This window comes from Lysinibacillus sp. FSL K6-4013, assembly GCF_038630435.1.
GTDB lineage: Bacteria > Bacillota > Bacilli > Bacillales_A > Planococcaceae > Lysinibacillus > Lysinibacillus boronitolerans.
The window spans coordinates 70,036-91,556 of record NZ_CP152031.1; the positions used below are offsets into that span (position 1 = coordinate 70,036).

19 protein-coding genes, 1 tRNA gene, 3 rRNA genes and 1 other RNA gene are annotated in these 21,521 nt (G+C 40.1%); 22 read left to right on the top strand and 2 right to left on the bottom strand.

The window, feature by feature from the left end; genetic code table 11:
- Nucleotides 1–78: 78 nt before the first annotated feature.
- A tRNA-Ser gene (locus MHB39_RS00345) sits at nt 79–171 on the bottom strand.
- Nucleotides 172–339: 168 nt separating this feature from the next.
- On the opposite strand from MHB39_RS00345, the gene ffs reads away from it, so the two are divergent.
- The 20 genes from ffs (at nt 340) to rsmI (ending at nt 17,601) form a co-directional block, all read left to right on the top strand.
- Nucleotides 340–607: signal recognition particle sRNA large type (gene ffs, locus MHB39_RS00350), an RNA gene on the top strand.
- A gap of 141 nt (nt 608–748) precedes the next feature.
- On the top strand, nt 749–2,533 hold the full coding sequence (gene dnaX, locus MHB39_RS00355) for a DNA polymerase III subunit gamma/tau (protein WP_016992631.1): 1,785 nt from the start codon (nt 749–751) through the stop codon (nt 2,531–2,533).
- 20 nt (nt 2,534–2,553) lie between these two features.
- A complete protein-coding gene (locus tag MHB39_RS00360) occupies nt 2,554–2,868 on the top strand; it encodes a YbaB/EbfC family nucleoid-associated protein (RefSeq protein ID WP_004233957.1) in 315 nt (104 codons plus the stop codon).
- A gap of 11 nt (nt 2,869–2,879) precedes the next feature.
- The gene (gene recR, locus MHB39_RS00365) at nt 2,880–3,476 is read left to right on the top strand and encodes a recombination mediator RecR (protein WP_016992632.1); all 597 of its coding nucleotides are present in this window, start codon (nt 2,880–2,882) and stop codon (nt 3,474–3,476) included.
- Between the two features lie 13 nt (nt 3,477–3,489).
- Nucleotides 3,490–3,705, top strand: a complete 216-nt coding sequence (locus MHB39_RS00370; protein ID WP_004233954.1) for a YaaL family protein — start codon at nt 3,490–3,492, stop codon at nt 3,703–3,705.
- A gap of 75 nt (nt 3,706–3,780) precedes the next feature.
- Entirely contained in the window at nt 3,781–4,053 is a 273-nt protein-coding gene (locus MHB39_RS00375; RefSeq protein ID WP_016992634.1) for a pro-sigmaK processing inhibitor BofA family protein, read from the top strand.
- Nucleotides 4,054–4,333: 280 nt separating this feature from the next.
- Nucleotides 4,334–5,886 (top strand): 16S ribosomal RNA (locus MHB39_RS00380).
- A gap of 182 nt (nt 5,887–6,068) precedes the next feature.
- Nucleotides 6,069–8,996 (top strand): 23S ribosomal RNA (locus tag MHB39_RS00385).
- 192 nt (nt 8,997–9,188) lie between these two features.
- Nucleotides 9,189–9,304: ribosomal RNA gene (rrf, locus tag MHB39_RS00390) — 5S ribosomal RNA — on the top strand.
- The 16S, 23S and 5S rRNA genes sit together here, the layout of an rRNA operon.
- Before the next feature lie 104 nt (nt 9,305–9,408).
- Complete coding sequence (locus MHB39_RS00395) at nt 9,409–9,846, top strand: SRPBCC domain-containing protein (RefSeq protein WP_258860518.1); 438 nt, start codon at nt 9,409–9,411, stop codon at nt 9,844–9,846.
- Nucleotides 9,847–10,053: 207 nt separating this feature from the next.
- Nucleotides 10,054–11,487, top strand: coding sequence for an aminotransferase class I/II-fold pyridoxal phosphate-dependent enzyme (locus tag MHB39_RS00400; protein ID WP_333006342.1), 1,434 nt, complete (start codon nt 10,054–10,056; stop codon nt 11,485–11,487).
- Between the two features lie 17 nt (nt 11,488–11,504).
- Nucleotides 11,505–12,134 (top strand): dTMP kinase, encoded by a 630-nt coding sequence (gene tmk, locus MHB39_RS00405; protein ID WP_036075713.1) that lies wholly within the window; start codon nt 11,505–11,507, stop codon nt 12,132–12,134.
- Between the two features lie 303 nt (nt 12,135–12,437).
- Nucleotides 12,438–12,767: a cyclic-di-AMP receptor gene (locus MHB39_RS00410; RefSeq protein ID WP_004229230.1), complete on the top strand. Its 330-nt coding sequence runs from the start codon at nt 12,438–12,440 to the stop codon at nt 12,765–12,767.
- Between the two features lie 109 nt (nt 12,768–12,876).
- Nucleotides 12,877–13,317, top strand: a complete 441-nt coding sequence (locus MHB39_RS00415; protein ID WP_004229228.1) for a YaaR family protein — start codon at nt 12,877–12,879, stop codon at nt 13,315–13,317.
- A 155-nt stretch (nt 13,318–13,472) separates the two neighbouring features.
- A complete protein-coding gene (gene holB / locus MHB39_RS00420) occupies nt 13,473–14,477 on the top strand; it encodes a DNA polymerase III subunit delta' (RefSeq protein ID WP_016993814.1) in 1,005 nt (334 codons plus the stop codon).
- On the top strand, nt 14,470–15,285 hold the full coding sequence (locus MHB39_RS00425; protein WP_036075709.1) for a stage 0 sporulation family protein: 816 nt from the start codon (nt 14,470–14,472) through the stop codon (nt 15,283–15,285). The genes holB and MHB39_RS00425 overlap by 8 nt, the downstream gene beginning before the upstream one ends.
- A 27-nt stretch (nt 15,286–15,312) precedes the next feature.
- Complete coding sequence (yabA, locus tag MHB39_RS00430; protein ID WP_004229222.1) at nt 15,313–15,669, top strand: DNA replication initiation control protein YabA; 357 nt, start codon at nt 15,313–15,315, stop codon at nt 15,667–15,669.
- Between the two features lie 63 nt (nt 15,670–15,732).
- Nucleotides 15,733–16,479, top strand: a complete 747-nt coding sequence (locus MHB39_RS00435) for a tRNA1(Val) (adenine(37)-N6)-methyltransferase (protein WP_258860516.1) — start codon at nt 15,733–15,735, stop codon at nt 16,477–16,479.
- Nucleotides 16,466–16,729, top strand: coding sequence for a GIY-YIG nuclease family protein (locus MHB39_RS00440; protein WP_016993812.1), 264 nt, complete (start codon nt 16,466–16,468; stop codon nt 16,727–16,729). The genes MHB39_RS00435 and MHB39_RS00440 overlap by 14 nt, the downstream gene beginning before the upstream one ends.
- The gene (rsmI, locus tag MHB39_RS00445; RefSeq protein WP_342545587.1) at nt 16,726–17,601 is read left to right on the top strand and encodes a 16S rRNA (cytidine(1402)-2'-O)-methyltransferase; all 876 of its coding nucleotides are present in this window, start codon (nt 16,726–16,728) and stop codon (nt 17,599–17,601) included. Before MHB39_RS00440 ends, rsmI begins: the two co-directional genes overlap by 4 nt.
- Nucleotides 17,602–17,833: 232 nt before the next feature.
- Here rsmI and MHB39_RS00450 read toward each other — a convergent pair whose 3' ends face one another.
- Nucleotides 17,834–18,112 (bottom strand): AbrB/MazE/SpoVT family DNA-binding domain-containing protein, encoded by a 279-nt coding sequence (locus MHB39_RS00450; RefSeq protein ID WP_004229214.1) that lies wholly within the window; start codon nt 18,110–18,112, stop codon nt 17,834–17,836.
- A gap of 349 nt (nt 18,113–18,461) precedes the next feature.
- Between MHB39_RS00450 and metG the strand changes: the two genes are divergently transcribed.
- Nucleotides 18,462–20,438 carry a methionine--tRNA ligase gene (gene metG, locus MHB39_RS00455; RefSeq protein ID WP_036075703.1) on the top strand — a complete coding sequence of 659 codons (1,977 nt, stop codon included), beginning with the start codon at nt 18,462–18,464 and terminating at the stop codon, nt 20,436–20,438.
- Nucleotides 20,439–20,690: 252 nt separating this feature from the next.
- Nucleotides 20,691–21,461 (top strand): TatD family hydrolase, encoded by a 771-nt coding sequence (locus MHB39_RS00460; protein WP_036075700.1) that lies wholly within the window; start codon nt 20,691–20,693, stop codon nt 21,459–21,461.
- The last annotated feature ends 60 nt before the right edge of the window (nt 21,462–21,521 follow it).

Sequence of the window (21,521 nt, forward strand, 5' to 3'; positions counted from 1 at the left end):
GCGGAAGTGGTATCTAACAAGTAAACATACAATTTAGGCAAAAAAAAACGGCTACATTCGTAGTCGGAAATTTAAAACTGGAGGAGGTAGAGGGATTCGAACCCCCGCGCGGTGTTACCCGCCTGTCGGTTTTCAAGACCGATCCCTTCAGCCAGACTTGGGTATACCTCCATGTTATGTTGCTCTGTTGTCTTATCGACAAAAATAAATTTATCATAACTAGAAACAAGCGTCAATATATATTTTGAAAAATTTTTTATTGTTTTAATCATGAGTAGCGAATAAATAATTTGTGCATTAAGTTGCAATTTATACAAACAGTCAGTATACTAGTTATTGCCGTGCTAGGTGGGAAGGTAGCGGTGTCCTGTAACTCGCAATCCGCTCTAGCGAGACTGAATTCCTTTTTCGAGGCTGTCCGTATTGTTTGGTCTGCCTTTTGCACGTAGTGTTGACAATTGGGTCCTGCGCAATGGATACCCATGAACCATGTCAGGTCCGGAAGGAAGCAGCATTAAGTGGTCTTATTCATGTGCCGCGGGGTTGCCTAATCTGAGCTAACGACAAGAGTAACGCTTATGTGCGGCTGTCAAGGAAAGGTGCACGGCATTAAATTGCCAATTCAAAGCATCCGTCTATTATAGGCGGATGCTTTTTTATTTTAAATTTAGCAACTTCATTTTCTATATAATGCAGCAAATGCTATAATAAAACTATTCAATTAAATGGAGAAGGAGAGAGGAAATCAGTGACGTATCAAGCATTTTACCGTGTGTATCGACCGCAATCTTTTCGAGAAATGTCTGGTCAGGCACATGTCAAAAGAACGCTACAAAATGCTCTCCTAGCAAATAAAACAACACATGCTTACCTGTTTTCTGGGCCCCGTGGTACAGGGAAAACAAGTACGGCTAAAATCTTTGCGAAGGCCTTAAATTGCGAACATGCACCATCGAAAGAGCCGTGTAATGAATGTGCTACATGCATAAGTATTACAGATGGTTCTCATCCAGATGTAATTGAGTTTGATGCAGCCTCGAATTCACGTGTTGAAGAGATTAGGGATATCATAGAAAAGGTTCGCTTTGCTCCTGCAAGCAGTAGATATAAGGTGTATATCATAGATGAAGTGCATATGCTTTCTACAAGTGCTTTTAACGCTCTTTTAAAAACATTGGAAGAACCACCTCCCCACGCTGTGTTTATTTTAGCAACAACAGAGCCTCATAAATTGCCTGCAACGATTATTTCCCGTTGCCAGCGCTTTGATTTTAAACGACTTTCTACTAATGATATTATTGAACGGATGAAGGTTGTTTTAGAAGACATTGACTTACCATATGAAGAACAAGGTTTAAAGGTGATTGCACAATCTGCCGCAGGAGGAATGCGTGATGCTTTAAGCTTATTGGACCAAGTTGTGTCTTTTAGTGGGGAAAAATTAAAACTTGAGGATACGTTGCTAGTTACAGGTTCTATTAGTCAGGATATTTTTTATGAATTGGCTGAGGCACTCAAAGTGAAAGATGTTGCGCAAATGCTTGCGCTTTTAGAGCAACTTATAGCTGACGGTAAGGACCCTTTGCGGCTCTCAGAGGATTTAATTACATTTTTCCGTGATTTATTATTACTTCAAACAAGCGATGATTTAGCTGAACTTTTAGAGCTTGTGTCACCTGAGGAACGTGTATTTACATTAGCACATGAGTTTGCACCAGATATGCTTTATGGTTATATTGATATACTCGCAAAAACACAGCAGGAAATGCGTTTCTCTCACCATACGAAAATCTATTTAGAGACGGCTTTGCTTAAAATGGTTCAGTTTTCGGGGGGAGTAACCCATCAATCAGTGGCCACAAACGAAACGATGCAAAGCCCTGAGCTCACTCAAAAAATTATAGATCTTGAGCAAATAGTTCAGCAATTATCCTTACAACTGCAAACAGGGACACCTGTGCAAGCGTCGGCAGCACAAAAAGAGCAACGACCCCGAGCTAAAAACCCGAATGGTTATAAAGCACCGACAGGTCGTATTCAGGAAGTGCTGAAAGATGCAACAAAGCAAGATGTGCAACGCATTAAGTCCATTTGGGCACAAGCCTTAAGTCAAATGCAAAAATCTCAATCGGCTCTTTTAGCAGAAGCCGAACCTGTTGCGGCATCTTCAAGTGCTTTTGTGTTAAAATTCAAGTATGATATTCATTGTCAGATGGTTGCCGACAACCAGTCTTTAAAGGCTCACTTTACACAATTAATTGCAGGGCAAACTGGTACAATGTACGAGATGCTATGCATACCAGAAGAATCATGGTTAAAAATGCGTGAAGAGTTTATTCGTGATCATGGTCTGCAGCAAAAGAAATCACAGACTGTATCAGAGCATGGAGAAGAATTATTAGAGCCACCACCGGCAGAAATGCCAGAAGAACCATTTATCGATGACGCTCAACCTCTTGCTTCACAGGATCCGCTTGTGACAGAGGCTGAAAAGCTCTTTGGTAAAGATTTTGTAGAAATTATTGAAGATTAAATTTTTAGGAGGAAACATTTATGCGTGGAATGGGAAATATGCAAGGTATGATGAAGAAAATGCAAAAAATGCAAAAGGAAATGATGGAGGCTCAAGAAGCTTTAAATGCTGAGCAATTTGAAGGTGTTGCGGGCGGCGGTATGGTGAAAGTAACAGTTTCTGGTCAGCGTGAAGTAGTTTCAGTAAATCTAGATGAATCTGTAGTAGACCCAGAAGACATCGAAATGTTACAAGACCTAATTGTTATTGCAACAAATGAAGCGTTGAAAAAGGTAGAAGAAAAAACAAACTCAACTATGGGTAAATTCACTCAAGGCTTAAACCTTCCATTCTAGGAGGTATCCATATGTACTACCCAGAACCAATATCTAAATTGATCGATAGTTTTATGAAATTGCCAGGTATCGGGCCGAAAACTGCGGCTCGTCTGGCGTTTTTTGTGTTATCCATGAAGGAAGACGATGTATTATCCTTCTCTAAAGCACTGATTGATGCTAAACGAAACCTAAGCTACTGTTCTGTTTGTGGCAATATAACGGATGTAGATCCATGTCACATTTGTACGGACAAGCAGCGAGATCATTCTATTATTTGTGTTGTGCAAGATACAAAAGACGTAATCGCAATGGAAAAAATGCGTGACTACAACGGTATGTACCATGTGCTTCAAGGGGCTATTTCACCAATGGATGGTATTGGTCCAGAAGATATTAATGTTGCTTCCTTGCTAGTGCGCTTGCAAGATGAAAGTGTCCAAGAACTTATTTTAGCTACGAATTCAACAATCGAGGGTGAGGCAACCGCTATGTACATTTCTCGCCTTGTCAAACCGTCAGGCATTCGTACAACCCGTATTGCTCATGGATTACCAGTAGGTGGAGATCTAGAATACGCAGATGAGGTTACGCTATCTAAGGCAATGGAAGGTCGACGTGAGTTATGAGTGAGGGATTAATATGTTCTTCCGTAGTAAAGGGAAATTAAAAAAAGAATTCGATGATAAGCTTGTGAATCTGATTAAAGAAACAAAAGAGGATTTACAGCAGGCGAAGATAATAGAAGAATTAATGGATGATTATGACCTAGGTGTGATTGCTCAACGCAAAACAGCAGAAAGTATTCATTTCTATTTGTTTAAGGAAGCTAGAATTCGTAAGGTATTAATAAAATAGTTCTTTTTAAAATATTCATAGAAGCAAAACAGGAAACATAAACTTTCATAATTATTTAATTGAGGAGGCAACTATATGTCTTGGTTAGTTATTGTGAGTATTTGTATTCCTGTCGGGCTTCTTTTTCTTTATATAATAATAAGACATGCTAAACTGGGGAAAATTTTAGAAGGATTATCGGTGTTTTGGTTTAGATTTGCATTTGCTTTTCTATTATTATTCGTAATCCATTTAGGTATTGGTTATATAGGATATAATGTACCAATCAATCTGTTTTCTGTCTTAACAATCGCCGTCTTAGGTATTCCTGGTGTATTAGGAATAACAGCCTTAATATTTATTTTATAAAAAGCTTGTAATATAAAAAGATTATGGTATAGTTATAGGAGTCGCTAATACAACTGATTGAAACAAAAAAAGATTTTGAAATTATTGTTGACACAGTGTGAAGCACATGGTATTATATAAGAGTTGCTGCTGAAACAGCGGCGAACAAATGAACCTTGAAAACTGAACAAGCAAAACGTAATCAATAAAGTTTTAAGTAGCTAGCTTTGCTAGTAAACAAAACACAATTTTGGACATCAAACATGATGCCAGCAAAACAATTTGAGCTAATCAAATTTCTTTTATGGAGAGTTTGATCCTGGCTCAGGACGAACGCTGGCGGCGTGCCTAATACATGCAAGTCGAGCGAACAGAAAAGGAGCTTGCTCCTTTGACGTTAGCGGCGGACGGGTGAGTAACACGTGGGCAACCTACCCTATAGTTTGGGATAACTCCGGGAAACCGGGGCTAATACCGAATAATCTCTTTTGCTTCATGGTAAGAGACTGAAAGACGGCATCTCGCTGTCGCTATAGGATGGGCCCGCGGCGCATTAGCTAGTTGGTGAGGTAACGGCTCACCAAGGCGACGATGCGTAGCCGACCTGAGAGGGTGATCGGCCACACTGGGACTGAGACACGGCCCAGACTCCTACGGGAGGCAGCAGTAGGGAATCTTCCACAATGGGCGAAAGCCTGATGGAGCAACGCCGCGTGAGTGAAGAAGGTTTTCGGATCGTAAAACTCTGTTGTAAGGGAAGAACAAGTACAGTAGTAACTGGCTGTACCTTGACGGTACCTTATTAGAAAGCCACGGCTAACTACGTGCCAGCAGCCGCGGTAATACGTAGGTGGCAAGCGTTGTCCGGAATTATTGGGCGTAAAGCGCGCGCAGGCGGTCCTTTAAGTCTGATGTGAAAGCCCACGGCTCAACCGTGGAGGGTCATTGGAAACTGGGGGACTTGAGTGCAGAAGAGGAAAGTGGAATTCCAAGTGTAGCGGTGAAATGCGTAGAGATTTGGAGGAACACCAGTGGCGAAGGCGACTTTCTGGTCTGTAACTGACGCTGAGGCGCGAAAGCGTGGGGAGCAAACAGGATTAGATACCCTGGTAGTCCACGCCGTAAACGATGAGTGCTAAGTGTTAGGGGGTTTCCGCCCCTTAGTGCTGCAGCTAACGCATTAAGCACTCCGCCTGGGGAGTACGGTCGCAAGACTGAAACTCAAAGGAATTGACGGGGGCCCGCACAAGCGGTGGAGCATGTGGTTTAATTCGAAGCAACGCGAAGAACCTTACCAGGTCTTGACATCCCGTTGACCACTGTAGAGATATAGTTTCCCCTTCGGGGGCAACGGTGACAGGTGGTGCATGGTTGTCGTCAGCTCGTGTCGTGAGATGTTGGGTTAAGTCCCGCAACGAGCGCAACCCTTGATCTTAGTTGCCATCATTTAGTTGGGCACTCTAAGGTGACTGCCGGTGACAAACCGGAGGAAGGTGGGGATGACGTCAAATCATCATGCCCCTTATGACCTGGGCTACACACGTGCTACAATGGACGATACAAACGGTTGCCAACTCGCGAGAGGGAGCTAATCCGATAAAGTCGTTCTCAGTTCGGATTGTAGGCTGCAACTCGCCTACATGAAGCCGGAATCGCTAGTAATCGCGGATCAGCATGCCGCGGTGAATACGTTCCCGGGCCTTGTACACACCGCCCGTCACACCACGAGAGTTTGTAACACCCGAAGTCGGTGAGGTAACCTTTTGGAGCCAGCCGCCGAAGGTGGGATAGATGATTGGGGTGAAGTCGTAACAAGGTAGCCGTATCGGAAGGTGCGGCTGGATCACCTCCTTTCTAAGGATTATTTCGGAATACAAACCTTGGGTTTGTAAGATTACGTTTTGCGTTCAGTTTTGAAGGTTCATTCTTTCTGAATGAAATACTTCAAAACTTGTTCTTTGAAAACTGGATAAAACGACATTGAAATTGTAACAAACACATTTATTTTTTAAGTTTTTTTATAGGCTTAATAACTTGGTTAAGTTATTAAGGGCGCACGGCGAATGCCTTGGCACTAGGAGCCGAAGAAGGACGGCACTAACACCGATATGCTTCGGGGAGCTGTAAGTGAGCTTTGATCCGGAGATTTCCGAATGGGGGAACCCACTACGTTTAATCGCGTAGTATCTTGACGTGAATACATAGCGTCTTGAAGGCAGACCCAGGGAACTGAAACATCTAAGTACCTGGAGGAAGAGAAAGAAAAATCGATTCCCTGAGTAGCGGCGAGCGAAACGGGAAGAGCCCAAACCAAGAGGCTTGCCTCTTGGGGTTGTAGGACACTCTATACGGAGTTACAAAAGAGCGAGTTAGATGAAGCGACTTGGAAAGGTCCGCCAGAGCAGGTAAAAGCCCTGTAGTCGAAAGTTCGTTCTCTCCTGAGTGGATCCTGAGTACGGCGGAACACGTGAAATTCCGTCGGAATCCGGGAGGACCATCTCCCAAGGCTAAATACTACCTAGTGACCGATAGTGAACCAGTACCGTGAGGGAAAGGTGAAAAGCACCCCGGAAGGGGAGTGAAAGAGATCCTGAAACCGTGTGCCTACAAGTAGTTAGAGCCCGTTAATGGGTGATAGCGTGCCTTTTGTAGAATGAACCGGCGAGTTACGATTACGTGCAAGGTTAAGCTTTAGAAGGCGGAGCCGCAGCGAAAGCGAGTCTGAATAGGGCGATGTAGTACGTGGTCGTAGACCCGAAACCAGGTGATCTACCCATGTCCAGGGTGAAGGTGAGGTAACACTTACTGGAGGCCCGAACCCACGCACGTTGAAAAGTGCGGGGATGAGGTGTGGGTAGCGGAGAAATTCCAATCGAACTTGGAGATAGCTGGTTCTCTCCGAAATAGCTTTAGGGCTAGCCTCGTGATGAGAATACTGGAGGTAGAGCACTGTTTGGACTAGGGGGCCATCCCGGTTTACCGAATTCAGACAAACTCCGAATGCCAGATATTTATACACGGGAGTCAGACTGCGAGTGATAAGATCCGTAGTCAAAAGGGAAACAGCCCAGACCACCAGCTAAGGTCCCAAAGTAATCGTTAAGTGGAAAAGGATGTGGCGTTGCACAGACAACCAGGATGTTGGCTTAGAAGCAGCCATCATTTAAAGAGTGCGTAATAGCTCACTGGTCGAGTGACGCTGCGCCGAAAATGTATCGGGGCTAAACGATTCACCGAAGCTGTGGATTGACATCTACGATGTCAGTGGTAGGAGAGCGTTCTAAGTGCGTTGAAGTCAGACCGGAAGGACTGGTGGAGCGCTTAGAAGTGAGAATGCCGGTATGAGTAGCGAAAGACGGGTGAGAATCCCGTCCACCGTATGACTAAGGTTTCCTGAGGAAGGCTCGTCCGCTCAGGGTTAGTCGGGACCTAAGCCGAGGCCGATAGGCGTAGGCGATGGACAACAGGTTGATATTCCTGTACCACCTCCTCACCGTTTGAGAAATGGGGGGACGCAGTAGGATAGGGTAAGCGCGCCGTTGGTTGTGCGCGTCCAAGCAGTAAGGCGTGTGTGTAGGCAAATCCGCACACTGTAACGTTGAGCTGTGATGGCGAGTCCGAATGGACGAAGTTCCTGATTTCACACTGCCAAGAAAAGCCTCTATCGAGGTGAGAGGTGCCCGTACCGCAAACCGACACAGGTAGTCGAGGAGAGAATCCTAAGGTGTGCGAGAGAACTCTCGTTAAGGAACTCGGCAAAATGACCCCGTAACTTCGGGAGAAGGGGTGCTCTTGAGCGTGCAAGCGCATGAGAGCCGCAGTGAATAGGCCCAGGCGACTGTTTAGCAAAAACACAGGTCTCTGCAAAACCGTAAGGTGACGTATAGGGGCTGACGCCTGCCCGGTGCTGGAAGGTTAAGAGGAGTGGTTAGCGCAAGCGAAGCTGCGAATTGAAGCCCCAGTAAACGGCGGCCGTAACTATAACGGTCCTAAGGTAGCGAAATTCCTTGTCGGGTAAGTTCCGACCCGCACGAAAGGCGTAACGATCTGGGCACTGTCTCAACGAGAGACTCGGTGAAATTATAGTACCTGTGAAGATGCAGGTTACCCGCGACAGGACGGAAAGACCCCGTGGAGCTTTACTGTAGCCTGATATTGAATTTTGGTACAACTTGTACAGGATAGGTAGGAGCCAGAGATCTCGGAGCGCCAGCTTCGAAGGAGGCGTCGGTGGGATACTACCCTGGTTGTATTGAAATTCTAACCCATGCCCCTTAGCGGGGCAGGAGACAGTGTCAGGCGGACAGTTTGACTGGGGCGGTCGCCTCCTAAAAGGTAACGGAGGCGCCCAAAGGTTCCCTCAGAATGGTTGGAAATCATTCGTAGAGTGTAAAGGCACAAGGGAGCTTGACTGCGAGACCTACAAGTCGAGCAGGGTCGAAAGACGGGCTTAGTGATCCGGTGGTTCCGCATGGAAGGGCCATCGCTCAACGGATAAAAGCTACCCCGGGGATAACAGGCTTATCTCCCCCAAGAGTCCACATCGACGGGGAGGTTTGGCACCTCGATGTCGGCTCATCGCATCCTGGGGCTGTAGTCGGTCCCAAGGGTTGGGCTGTTCGCCCATTAAAGCGGTACGCGAGCTGGGTTCAGAACGTCGTGAGACAGTTCGGTCCCTATCCGTCGTGGGCGTAGGAAATTTGAGAGGAGCTGTCCTTAGTACGAGAGGACCGGGATGGACACACCGCTGGTGTACCAGTTGTCTTGCCAAAGGCATCGCTGGGTAGCTATGTGTGGACGGGATAAGTGCTGAAAGCATCTAAGCATGAAGCCCCCCTCAAGATGAGATTTCCCATTACGCAAGTAAGTAAGATCCCTCAAAGACGATGAGGTAGATAGGTTCGAGGTGGAAGTGTGGTGACACATGGAGCTGACGAATACTAATCGATCGAGGACTTAACCAAAACGTTTGAAACATTCAATGCACCGTTTATCCAGTTTTGAAAGAATAAATCTTTCAACAAAAAAAAGAGAGCTTCAAGACACAAGTAGTACAAGGAAGCAAACGAGTGATTGAAGGAGCGTACTTATGTACGTGACTGATTGAACGAGAGCAGCTGACGCAGTAATACGCCGTGTATTGGAGGTCGAATAAGTCTAGTGATGATGGCAAAGAGGTCACACCCGTTCCCATACCGAACACGGAAGTTAAGCTCTTTAGCGCCGATGGTAGTTGGGGGCTTCCCCCTGTGAGAGTAGGACGTCGCTAGGCAAAAAAGGAACCACTGAGAAATCAGTGGTTTTTTTGTATGTTTTGAAACCTAGAAATGTTAAAGTTTAAGAAGGTTATCAAAATATTCAAAGGGGGTCAAAAGAATGGCAACAGGGCAACATAGTAAGGAAATCAATATACAGAAAAATAAATTAGAGGATTTTATTCATCATAAGGAACAATGGGCTGTTTTAATACCAGGTTACTTACATCATGAACTACTAAATGAAGATGATATGATATGGGTTTTCCAAGGAGATTTTGGCATTATTCAAAAAGCTGTTAAAGTGAAACTTAAGGTAAAAAAATCGGATGCTCATCAATTACAATTTGATTTAGAGGGTTTATCTGATCCAATAAATGGTGATGGTTCTTTTGAAGTAAAACAAAATCAAAATGAATCACCACAGCTGACTGGTAATTTAACAATGAAAGCTAGTGGATTTTTAGCAGGAATGATGAATCCAGTATTAGATAATTTTGTACCTCGACTAGTTGAACAATTAGTGGAAGCAATGGCACTTCAAGCTGCAAAAGACTAGTTGTATGATGGAAAAATTGGAGAACCGATTATTGCTGTTATCTGTAATAATCGGTTTTATTTTGATCTAGCAACTTTTACGTGTGCAAAAAGGGCGATATAGGTATAGAAGACCCTCCTTTTCGAATAAGATATTTTTGTTGAAAAGGGATAGCTTTTTTCTCTCCTTATAATTTCGTATAATTAAGGGAGAATCTAACGAAAATAGGTGTTTGTTTTGCAAAAGAAAAAGCCAATTATAGAAAGGTTAGAACGCTTTAGACAGCAGCAGAATATTTCTTTTCATGTCCCAGGTCATAAGCATGGCGAACTGTCTCACCTTCCGCAAGCATTTAAAGATGTAATGCGTTATGATGTAACTGAATTATCCGGTTTAGATGATTTACATTACCCTGAGGAAATGATATTAGAAGCAGAAAATTTATTGGCAGATACATATGGGGCAACGAAGAGTTTCTTTTTAGTAGGAGGGTCTACTGTTGGAAATTTAGCAATGATTTATGCTACTTGTAACAAAGGCGATACCATTATTGTTCAGCGTAATGCGCATAAATCGATTTTCCATGCTATTGAACTTACTGGGGCTAAGCCAATATTTGTGTCTCCGCTATGGGATGAACGAACGATGTCGGCGACACATGTAACATATAGAGATTTAAAGGAAGCAGTAGAAAATTATTCAGAGGCGAAAGCGGTTGTTTTAACATATCCTACTTATTATGGGATGACTTCAAATGAAATACAGCAACAAATTGCTTATTGTCATGAAAAGGGGATACCTGTATTGGTGGATGAAGCACATGGCGCACATTTTAATGCATGTACGCTATTTCAGCCATCCGCATTGACATTTGGAGCAGATGTTGTTGTTCAATCAGCTCATAAGACTCTACCTGCTATGACGATGGCTTCTTTTATGCATGTTAAGTCGGAATTGATAGAGGCTGACAAAATACATTATTACTTACGCATGTTACAATCTAGTAGCCCATCTTACTTATTATTAGCATCATTAGATGATGCTCGCTATTATGTACAGACATATATGGAGAGTGATGGGGCATATATAATAGAAAAAAAGAATCAATGGGTAGATGCATTACGATCAATTGGTTCATTGGAAGTAATTGAAGTAGATGATCCACTTAAAGTATTGTTACGTGTTAATGGTTATAGTGGCTTTCAGTTACAGGAGGCATTAGAGGCAAAGCATGTTTATGGGGAACTGGCAGATGCCAATCAAGTTTTATTTGTGTTACCTTTGCTGAAGCAAGGACATACCTATCCATTTGCTGAAATCAGGGTTCGTATAAAAGAGGCTATAACGATGCTATTAAACACAGCTAAAACAGATAGCATAACTGCTTCTCAAACAGCCTATCATTTTGTACCGATTACTGAGCCTATATATACCTTTAATGAGGTTGCATCATTAAGTAAAGAGTGGTTACCCTATATGCGTACAATGGGACGAATTTCAGCAAATATGATTATCCCTTATCCACCTGGTATACCATTATTAGTACCAGGTGAAAGAATAACAGTAGCTAAGTTAAGTCAATTGGAAGAGCTATTAGCAGCAGGTGCAACATTCCAGGGGAATCATCGATTAGCAGAAAAAATGATTCAGGTTATTAAATAGTTGGAGGCAATAACAGCATGAATAGCAATTTATTTATTACATTTGAAGGACCAGAGGGAGCAGGGAAAACAACGGTCATTCAAATGATAGCAGAGCGATTAGCAAAAAATAATATAGAAGTTCTAGCAACAAGAGAACCAGGTGGAATCGAGATTGCGGAAAAAATAAGAACGATCATTTTGAATCCTGCACATACTGCGATGGATGAACGAACAGAAGCATTATTATATGCTGCAGCAAGAAGCCAGCATTATTTTGAAAAGGTACGCCCTGCCTTAGATGCAGGGAAGTTGGTTATATGTGACCGTTTTATCGATTCCTCTTTAGCCTACCAAGGATATGCAAGAGGAATCGGTGTCAATGAGGTGCTTTCTATTAATGAGTTTGCTATTGGGAAGAAATTACCTGATCTGACCATATTATTTGATCTTGCTCCAGAGGTTGGCTTAGCGCGTATTCATGCAACAGGCAATCGGGAAGTAAACCGCTTAGATGTTGAAAGTTTGCCATTTCATCAGAAGGTACGTGAAGGATATTTACAACTAGTAGAGCAGTATCCAGAGCGAATACGTGTGGTCAACGCAGATCAAGATATTGAGAATGTTGTGGAAGATGTATGGTTATTATTATTGGAAGCAATACAGTAAATGCATGAAGTTGTCTACAACAATGTGATATAATGATACTATCCATTAATTTAACTTCGCTAGGATAGCATCAATTGGGAGTATCCATTATGTCGGAGGGCAATTACCGCTGACGCTTCACTTTCAAGCAGATCTAGTTTTAGGTTAACTAACCTGCATTGTATAGGCGGGCAACATTGGTGATATTCCTCAATTTTAATGGATGTTTAAACATCTGCAGAATCAAGATAAAGTTTATAAGCTAATGCTTAGGAATAGTATTAAAACCTATATAGGTGAATTTTATAAAAGGGGTGAGTGCGAATGAAGTTAGTCGTAGCTGTAGTGCAAGATCAGGATAGCAGCCGCTTATCAAATGCTTTAACGAAAAATCAGTTTCGCGCAACTAAATTAGCGAGCACAGGAGGATTTTTACGTTCAGGAAATACGACATTTCTTATAGGAACTGAAGACTCTCTCATACCCAAACTTTTAGATATTATTCGGGATAATTGTCGGGCAAGAGAGCAAATGGTTGCACCCGTTTCTCCGTTAGGAGGAAATGCTGATTCCTATATACCTTACCCTGTGGAGGTAGAGGTGGGAGGAGCTACCGTATTTGTTTTACCGATTGAACAATTCCATCATTTTTAAAAAGTAGCCTCCGAAGCTAAATCATTGATTATTTGTTACTATTAAACATTTTATTTAAAATCGATTATGCGTAGGAGAAATAGATGAAAATTGTGGGGGCGAAACCAGCTTGAAAATTAATCAAGATATACGTGTCGGGTTAAATACAAATCGCAAAGAGCCACTACAAAATAATAATCAAAATAACCGATTTGGAGATATGGTCGTCAAGCAAGGTAATAAGTTGCAAACAGAACAACTCACACGTTTGTTAGGGGATATATCTACTGCAGGGGACCGAGTAGCTAGATCACGTAATTTACGAGAACTTGCTAGGTTTAAAATGCTTGTAAAACGATTTCTACAAGAGACAGTAGAACATGGTATGGAGTTAAAACAATCACATACCTGGAATCGTTTTGGTGAAGGAAGACGTCTGAAAATCATTGAGACCATTGATACACGTCTTGTCGAGCTTGCACAGGATCTCTTAGACGAAGAAAAAGAAGCAATAGATCTTCTTGATAAAATCGGTGAAATTAAAGGCTTATTAATTAATTTATATATGTAAAACCCGTGTCTCGTTCTCATATAGGCGCGGGCTTTTTTCAAATGTTGATGTGGCAACTCGCCATTAAAGTAGAACAACGGCAATGTTTCTTTACAGAAAACAAAAGTGCAAGAAAGTACCACTTTTGTTGTAGAAACAGGAAGGAATTTAAATGTATGGCCAAGAATTTTGAAGAGCTACTCACACTACAACCAGTCGTAATGAAGCAACTTCAAACGATTTTTGACAAGAACAGATTAGCACATGCATATATTTTTGATGGTGAAAAAGGGACAGGCAAGGCAGATATTATGCACTTTTTTGTCAAATTGATGTTATGTGAGCAACCAAATGGCAATGTTCCATGTGAAACATGTCGAAATTGCAAACGTGTAGATTCGGGAAATCATCCAAATATTCATCAAATTTATCCAGATGGTCAATTTATAAAAATTGATCAGATGCGAGAACTCATTGGAGAAATGAAAATGATGGGTGTAGAAGAAGGACGTAAGATTTATGTGCTTCATCATGCAGACCGTCTTAATACAGCCTCTGCTAATATGATACTTAAATTTTTAGAGGAGCCAGATGGAGAGGTAACTGCTATATTACTAACGGAGCAAATGCAGTCAATACTTCCAACTATCCGTTCTCGTTGCCAACATATCAAATTTCAAAAAATGCCACGTCATGTTTTATTGAAGCATTTACAGGAAAATAATATTTCACATTCAATGGCTTCAACAGTAAGCATGATGACAAACGAGCTCGAAACAGCTATATTTTTAGCAAATGATGAGCAGTTTGCACTCGCTCGAAAAACAGTGTTAAAATTAGTAGAGGCCATTCGGCAAAATGTACATGAAGCAATGCTTATTGTGCATGAAGAGTGGTTGCCTCACTTTAAAGAAAAAAGCGAGATGGAACAAGCATTGGATTTACTACTATTTGCTTACCGTGATATAGTGTCAATAAAAGCTAATCCCGAGGCAGCTTGTACTTATCCAGACATGTTACCACTATTTAAAGAAGTTGCGTTATATTCCACTTATGATAAATTGTCAAATCAGCTGGAATCTATTTTACAAGCACGCGCATCTTTACAGCGTAACATGAATAGGACGTTATTGATGGAGCAGTTAATGCTAAATCTGCAGGAGGGATATACATTTGTATAATGTAGTAGGAGTCCGCTTTAAAAAGGCGGGTAAAATATATTATTTTGATCCGGCATCATTTCTACTAGAAGATAATCAATATGTTATTGTAGAGACAGCCCGCGGTGTAGAGTATGGAAAGGTAGTTGTCCCTCAAAAGGTAGTGGGTGATAATGATGTTGTATTACCACTAAAACAAGTACTTAGACCAGCAGATGATCGTGATCGTATACAAGTAGAGGAAAATGCAGCAGAATCAAAACGCGCATTTGAACTCGCTAGTACTAAAATTATAGAGCATAATTTAGAAATGAAACTTGTAGATGTTGAATATACATTTGATCGTAATAAAATTATTTTTTACTTTACAGCTGAAGGACGAGTTGATTTCAGGGATCTAGTAAAAGATTTAGCCTCTGTTTTTAGAACACGTATTGAACTTCGCCAAATCGGTGTGCGTGATGAAGCGAAGCTTTTAGGTGGTATCGGTCCATGTGGTAGAATGCTTTGTTGCTCCACATTTTTGGGTGATTTTGAGCCCGTTTCTATTAAAATGGCTAAAGATCAAAACTTATCATTAAATCCCTCAAAAATATCTGGCCTTTGTGGACGTTTAATGTGTTGCTTAAAGTATGAAAATGATGAATATGAAGAAGCAAAAGAGGGCATGCCAGATGTTGGTGAGATAACAATGACACCAGATGGCCGTGGGAAAGTAGTAGGGATAAATGTGCTGGAAAGACTTATTCAAGTATATTTACACGAGCAAGAACGCACAGTTGAGTATACACTAGAAGAACTGCTAGCATGCGAAAAAAATCTTATTTAAGATAGAGAATTTAACGAGGTGGCTTGGGTGAAGGACCGTAATTTCTTAGATACCGTTATGGAGTTCGAACAACAGCTCGAAGCAATGCAGGAGCAATTTGGTGCATTGAAACAATTTGTAGCGTTAATGATGGAAGAGCATAAGGCGCTTGAAACAGAAAATCATCATCTACGTACACGTCTAGAAGAACTACTTTCTAATACAAACTCCGTACAAGCTGCTGAAGTAAAGAAAGAAAGTCCGCTAGATATTGGTGAGGGATATGATAACTTAGCTCGCCTCTACCAAGAGGGCTTCCATGTTTGCCATGTTCATTTTGGAAGTTCACGTAAGGGTGAGGATTGTCTGTTTTGTCTATCATTTTTAAATAAACAGAATGTGTAATAAAAGGCTGATTCCCGCTACGGTGGTGTCAGTCTTTTGTTTTGTAGCGTAGGAGGAGTAAGCATGGAAAAATGGCTAAAAGGTGATGAGCGGTTAGATTATTTGTTGGCTGAGAATTTACGTATTATTCAAAGTCCCTCTGTCTTTTCGTTTTCATTAGATGCAGTGTTGCTTTCGAAGTTTGTCAGTATTCCTTATCATAAGGGAAAAATTGTTGATTTATGCTCAGGAAATGGTGTGATACCACTTTTTTTAAGTGCACGTACAAAGGGACAAATAACGGGAGTAGAAATTCAGCCACGTTTATTTGATATGGCAGAGAGAAGTATCCGTTATAATCAGCTAGAACAGCAAATACAAATGATTCTTGGAGATGTCAAAGAAATACCGAAACAACTAGGCATTGAAAAGTATGATGTGGTTACCTGTAATCCACCCTATTTTTTAGCACATGAAGCAAGTGATAAAAATCTTAGTGAGCATCATGCCATTGCACGACATGAATTGTATTTAACATTGGAAGAAGCGATTCAATCAGCAAGTAAATTATTAAAGCAAGGGGGCAAGGCCGCATTTGTCCACCGACCAGGGCGATTATTAGATATTGTGACAGCTATGCGAGCAAATCGCTTAGAGCCTAAACGGATGCAGCTCATTTATCCGAAAGAAGGGAAAGAGGCTAATACATTATTAATAGAAGGAATAAAAGATGGAAAGCCTGATTTGAAAATTATGCCGCCGTTGTATGTTTATGATGCCAATAATGAATACACGGCAGAAGTGAGAGAAATTCTTTATGGAAAAGAGTAATAATCACTATTTTTATGTGTTAGAGTGTGCTGATCAAACTCTTTATGCAGGGTATACAAATAATATAGAAAAACGTGTTGCTGTACATAACGCTGGTAAAGGAGCAAAATATACAAGAGCTAGAGGTCCAGTGAAATGTATTTATAAAGAGAAATTTGAGACAAAACAAGAAGCAATGCGTGCTGAATATGCCTTTAAGCAATTAACAAGAACACAGAAAATTAATTATATAAGGAGGGGTGAATCGTGAAATCACAAAAAAGTACAATACACGATCAGACAGGTTGTTTATATCTGGTAGGAACACCTATTGGTAATTTAGAGGATATGAGTGTGCGTGCACTTCGCATTTTAAAAGAAGCCGATATTATCGCTGCAGAAGATACTAGAAACACCAAAAAGCTGTGCAACTACTTTGAGATTGAAACACCACTGATAAGTTACCATGAACATAATTTAGCCGTGGGTGGAGAAAAATTATTAACATTACTACAAGAAGGAAAAACAATTGCATTAGTAAGTGATGCTGGTTTACCTTGTATTTCTGATCCAGGTGCAGATATAGTTGAAAAAGCAATTGTTCAAAACTTTTCTGTCGTACCCGTGCCAGGGCCTAATGCAGCAATTTCAGCGTTAATTGCATCTGGGTTGTCGCCACAACCATTTTTCTTTTATGGATTTTTGAATCGTGGGAAAAAAGAACGTCGTCAGCAATTAGAACAATTAAAAAAACGCCAAGAAACGATTTTACTATATGAGGCACCACATCGCTTAAAGGATACATTAAAAGATATGGAAGCTATACTCGGGGAACGTCGTGTCGTTTTAGCTCGAGAGCTGACAAAGAAGTTTGAAGAGTTTTTACGAGGTACATTGGCTGAAGCTGTAGAATGGTCACAAACAGAGGAAATACGGGGAGAGTTTTGTATTGTCCTGGAAGGTAATAGCTGTCTAGAAGAGGAAGATCACGAAGAAGCCTATTGGCAAAACATGTCCATTGTTGAACATGTTGATTTCATTATCAATCAATCGAATGTATCCTCAAAAGAAGCCATTAAAGAAGTAGCTAAGTTAAGACAAAAGGCAAAGCGAGATGTTTATAATGAATATCATAGTGAATAATAGTAAAGAGTTACCTTATTAGGGTAGCTCTTTATTTTTATTTTGTTACTGTCTCCGAAACTAAAAGTTGAAATGTAATAATTTTGAGACACAATTTTAAATTGATAATAATTGTAAATAATAGTACCCTTAAGTAGCAAGGTCTGACATGTACATTATAAGGGGTCAAGAATTTGGTTATATTAAAAACAGAAACACCTAAATCACTGTGTTGATTTAGGTGAGTAATTAATTATTTTTTTAAGTTAGATTGAATTTCTTTAACTAACATTTCAGCGCCTTCTGGACTTAAAATTAATTTGCCTCCAACTAGACGGAAGTTATCATCTGAAACTTCACCAGTAACAGCACATGTCATATTAGGCATATATTTTTTTAAGATGATTTTATCATCATCCACATAGATTTCTAAAGCGTCCTTTTCAGCAATACCTAGCGTACGGCGTAACTCGATAGGAATTACTACACGACCTAACTCATCGACTTTACGAACAATCCCTGTTGATTTCATAATAGATTTCCTCCTAATTTATAAAAGTTATATTGGTATTTCGTCAAATTTCGACATTATTTCTTTGTCTGATAGTTATCATACCAAGTAATGCCATAAACGTCAATTAATTAATGCACTAATATTATGGTTTTTGAAAAAAATTTTTGAGAAGAATGCAGGTATTTTAATTTTTTTAAAAGGTTTTTAATAAATATTTTTGCTAATAGTAAAAAAGGTTCTTATTTAAGTCATTTAATGGATTAAATATATTATTCGACAATTTTCGCGTTTAATAAACTTTCATTGAAACGAATTTCGTACTTCGTTAGAATAGAAAGTATATTGTAAAACAATGGAGGCAGTTCTTGTGAGTGAACAACAAAAAACATTCTATATAACAACACCCATCTACTATCCAAGTGGGAAATTTCATATTGGTACGGCATATACAACAGTAGCATCTGATACTATTGCACGCTATAAACGTTTAAAAGGTTATGATGTACGCTTTTTAACAGGAATGGACGAACATGGCCAAAAAATTCAAGAAAAAGCAGCTGAAGCGGGTAAACATCCTCAAGATTATGTAAATGAAATTGCAGATGCTGCGAAAAAACTTTGGGGTTTAATGGATATTTCTTATGATGACTTTATTCAAACAACGCAGGATCGACATACGAAAGCTGTCGAAAAGATTTTCCAAAAGTTTTTAGATAATGGTGATATTTATAAAGGTCAATATGAAGGCTGGTACTGTACACCGTGTGAATCATTCTTTACTGAGACTCAACTAGTTGACGGGAATTGTCCAGATTGTGGTCGTCCAGTGCACAAGGTTAAAGAAGAATCGTACTTCTTTAATATGAAGAAATATGCAGATCGTTTATTAGCTTATTATGAAGAGAACCTTGAATTCATTGAGCCAGAATCACGAAAAAATGAAATGATTAACAACTTCATTAAACCAGGGCTAGAGGATTTATCGGTATCAAGAACATCCTTCGATTGGGGAATTAAAGTACCAGGAGATCCAAAGCATGTCATTTATGTATGGGTTGATGCATTAACGAATTATATTACATCCTTAGGTTATCTATCAGAAGATGAATCACTATTCAATAAATATTGGCCAGCAGATGTACATGTAGTTGGGAAGGATATTGTTCGTTTCCACACGATTTATTGGCCAATCTTCTTAATGGCATTAGATTTGCCATTACCGAAAAAAGTATTTGCACATGGTTTTATTATGATGAAGGACGGAAAAATGTCTAAATCAAAAGGCAATGTGATTTATCCAGAAATGTTAATCGAGCGTTATGGACTAGATGCGACACGTTATTTCCTATTACGTGAATTACCATTTGGATCTGATGGGGTATTTTCACCAGAATCATTTATTGAACGTACAAACTTTGATCTGGCAAATGATTTAGGGAACTTATTAAATCGTACAATTTCAATGATTAATAAGTATTTTGATGGTATTATTCCGACAGAAAATCTTCAATCGACAGAATTTGATGCAGCTTTAAAAGAGCAAGCTGAGTCAGTACGTATTAAATATGAAGAAAGTATGGAAAAAATGCAATTTAGTGTCGTTCTTGCGGACTTATGGACGCTTGTTTCACGCACAAATAAGTATATAGATGAGACACAGCCTTGGGTGTTAGCAAAAGAGGAATCAGACAAGCCAAAATTAGGTGCTGTTATGCGAAATTTGGCAGAAAGCTTACACCAAATTGCTGTCATGTTGCAACCATTTATGACAACAACTCCGAAACGTATGATCGATCAGTTAGGATTAGATGACAAATTCTTAGCATGGGATACAATTGAAACATTCGGCAATACTATTCCAGCAAACATTAAAGTGGTAGAAAAAGGGATACCAATTTTCCCACGCTTAGAAAACGAGGTTGAGATTGCTTATATTCGTGAGGAAATGCGTGGTTCTGTGAAAACACCACAAGAGGAAGAAAGTAAAAAGGCTACAGCGACTGACGAAAATCCAGAAATTCCTGAAATTACTATTGATGATTTTATGAAAGTTGATTTGCGAGTAGCGACGGTGACTGCATGTGAAACTGTTCCAAAAGCAGATAAATTATTAAAGCTTCAAGTCGATCTAGGATATGAGCAACGCCAAGTAGTTTCAGGTATTGCAAAATTCTATACACCAGATGATTTAATAGGTCAAAAAGTGATTGTCGTAGCAAATTTAAAACCAGTAAAATTACGTGGTGAATTATCACAAGGAATGATTTTAGCTGGTGAGAAAGATGGAATTTTAAAATTAGCATCCGTTGATCCTGAACTCGAAAATGGTGCAAAAGTAAAGTAATGAACTTAAGGAGGCCTGCTGAATATGAATTATTCAGCAGGCTTTTCAAATCTGTAAGGAAAATTGAGATTAAATTATTTTGAAATAATTTAAGTTGCATAAAAAATGGGGTTTTGTGGGTTTAAAGTACTATTTCGAGCAATGTCGAATAAGTGGAATGACACAATACCAAATAGTTTGTAATGAAATTGTAATGCTTACGAAAAATATGAAATAATAAATTTTAATAAAATCAATGTTAGGAGAATGAAGATGTTTATAGATACACACGTACATTTAAACGCAGATCAGTATGAGGAAGACCTTCAAGAGGTGATTGATAGAGCCCTTGAAGCTAAAGTAGAAAGAATGGTTGTTATTGGTTTTGACCGTAAAACCATTGAGAGAACAATGCAACTAATAGAGCAATATGACTTTGTTTACGGTGTCATTGGTTGGCATCCAGTAGATGCGATTGATTGTACTCAACAAGATTTAGAGTGGATTGAGGAATTAGCATCACATCCAAAAATAGTTGGCATTGGTGAAACAGGATTGGATTACTATTGGGATAAGTCTCCAAAGGATGTTCAACAGGAACTTTTTCGCAAGCAAATTCAATTAGCTCAAAAGATCAATTTGCCAATCATTATTCATAATAGGGATGCAACGGGTGATGTTGTTCAAATTTTACGTGAAGAAAATGCTGCATCTGTAGGGGGGGTTATGCACTGCTTTAGTGGAAGTGTAGAAACAGCACGTGAATGTATAGGTATGAATTTTATGATTAGTCTTGGGGGACCAGTGACATTTAAAAATGCACGCCTACCAAAGGAAGTAGCTACAGAAATAGCTCTTGAGCACTTAATGATTGAAACAGACGCTCCTTATTTAGCTCCACATCCACATCGAGGTAAGCGCAATGAGCCCGCTTTCGTGCCTTTAGTTGCTGAGGAAATCGCACGTTTGAAAGGGTTGACAATTGAGGAAATTGCACAAGCAACAACAGCCAATGCGAAAAAATTTTTTGGGATTGACAATTAACTAGCTTAGATGCCTCCAATACTGGGTTTGTGGTTGGCAAAAAACAAGAAGTCAATTTTC

Coding starts and splice junctions, on each gene's coding strand:
- MHB39_RS00395 (WP_258860518.1), top strand. CDS start 9,409: ATGGCAACAGGGCAACATAGTAAGGAAATCAATATACAGAAAAATAAA.
- holB (WP_016993814.1), top strand. CDS start 13,473: ATGGCCAAGAATTTTGAAGAGCTACTCACACTACAACCAGTCGTAATG.
- tmk (WP_036075713.1), top strand. CDS start 11,505: ATGAATAGCAATTTATTTATTACATTTGAAGGACCAGAGGGAGCAGGG.
- MHB39_RS00370 (WP_004233954.1), top strand. CDS start 3,490: ATGTTCTTCCGTAGTAAAGGGAAATTAAAAAAAGAATTCGATGATAAG.
- MHB39_RS00450 (WP_004229214.1), bottom strand. CDS start 18,112: ATGAAATCAACAGGGATTGTTCGTAAAGTCGATGAGTTAGGTCGTGTA.
- recR (WP_016992632.1), top strand. CDS start 2,880: ATGTACTACCCAGAACCAATATCTAAATTGATCGATAGTTTTATGAAA.
- MHB39_RS00360 (WP_004233957.1), top strand. CDS start 2,554: ATGCGTGGAATGGGAAATATGCAAGGTATGATGAAGAAAATGCAAAAA.
- MHB39_RS00375 (WP_016992634.1), top strand. CDS start 3,781: ATGTCTTGGTTAGTTATTGTGAGTATTTGTATTCCTGTCGGGCTTCTT.
- MHB39_RS00460 (WP_036075700.1), top strand. CDS start 20,691: ATGTTTATAGATACACACGTACATTTAAACGCAGATCAGTATGAGGAA.
- MHB39_RS00435 (WP_258860516.1), top strand. CDS start 15,733: ATGGAAAAATGGCTAAAAGGTGATGAGCGGTTAGATTATTTGTTGGCT.
- MHB39_RS00410 (WP_004229230.1), top strand. CDS start 12,438: ATGAAGTTAGTCGTAGCTGTAGTGCAAGATCAGGATAGCAGCCGCTTA.
- MHB39_RS00440 (WP_016993812.1), top strand. CDS start 16,466: ATGGAAAAGAGTAATAATCACTATTTTTATGTGTTAGAGTGTGCTGAT.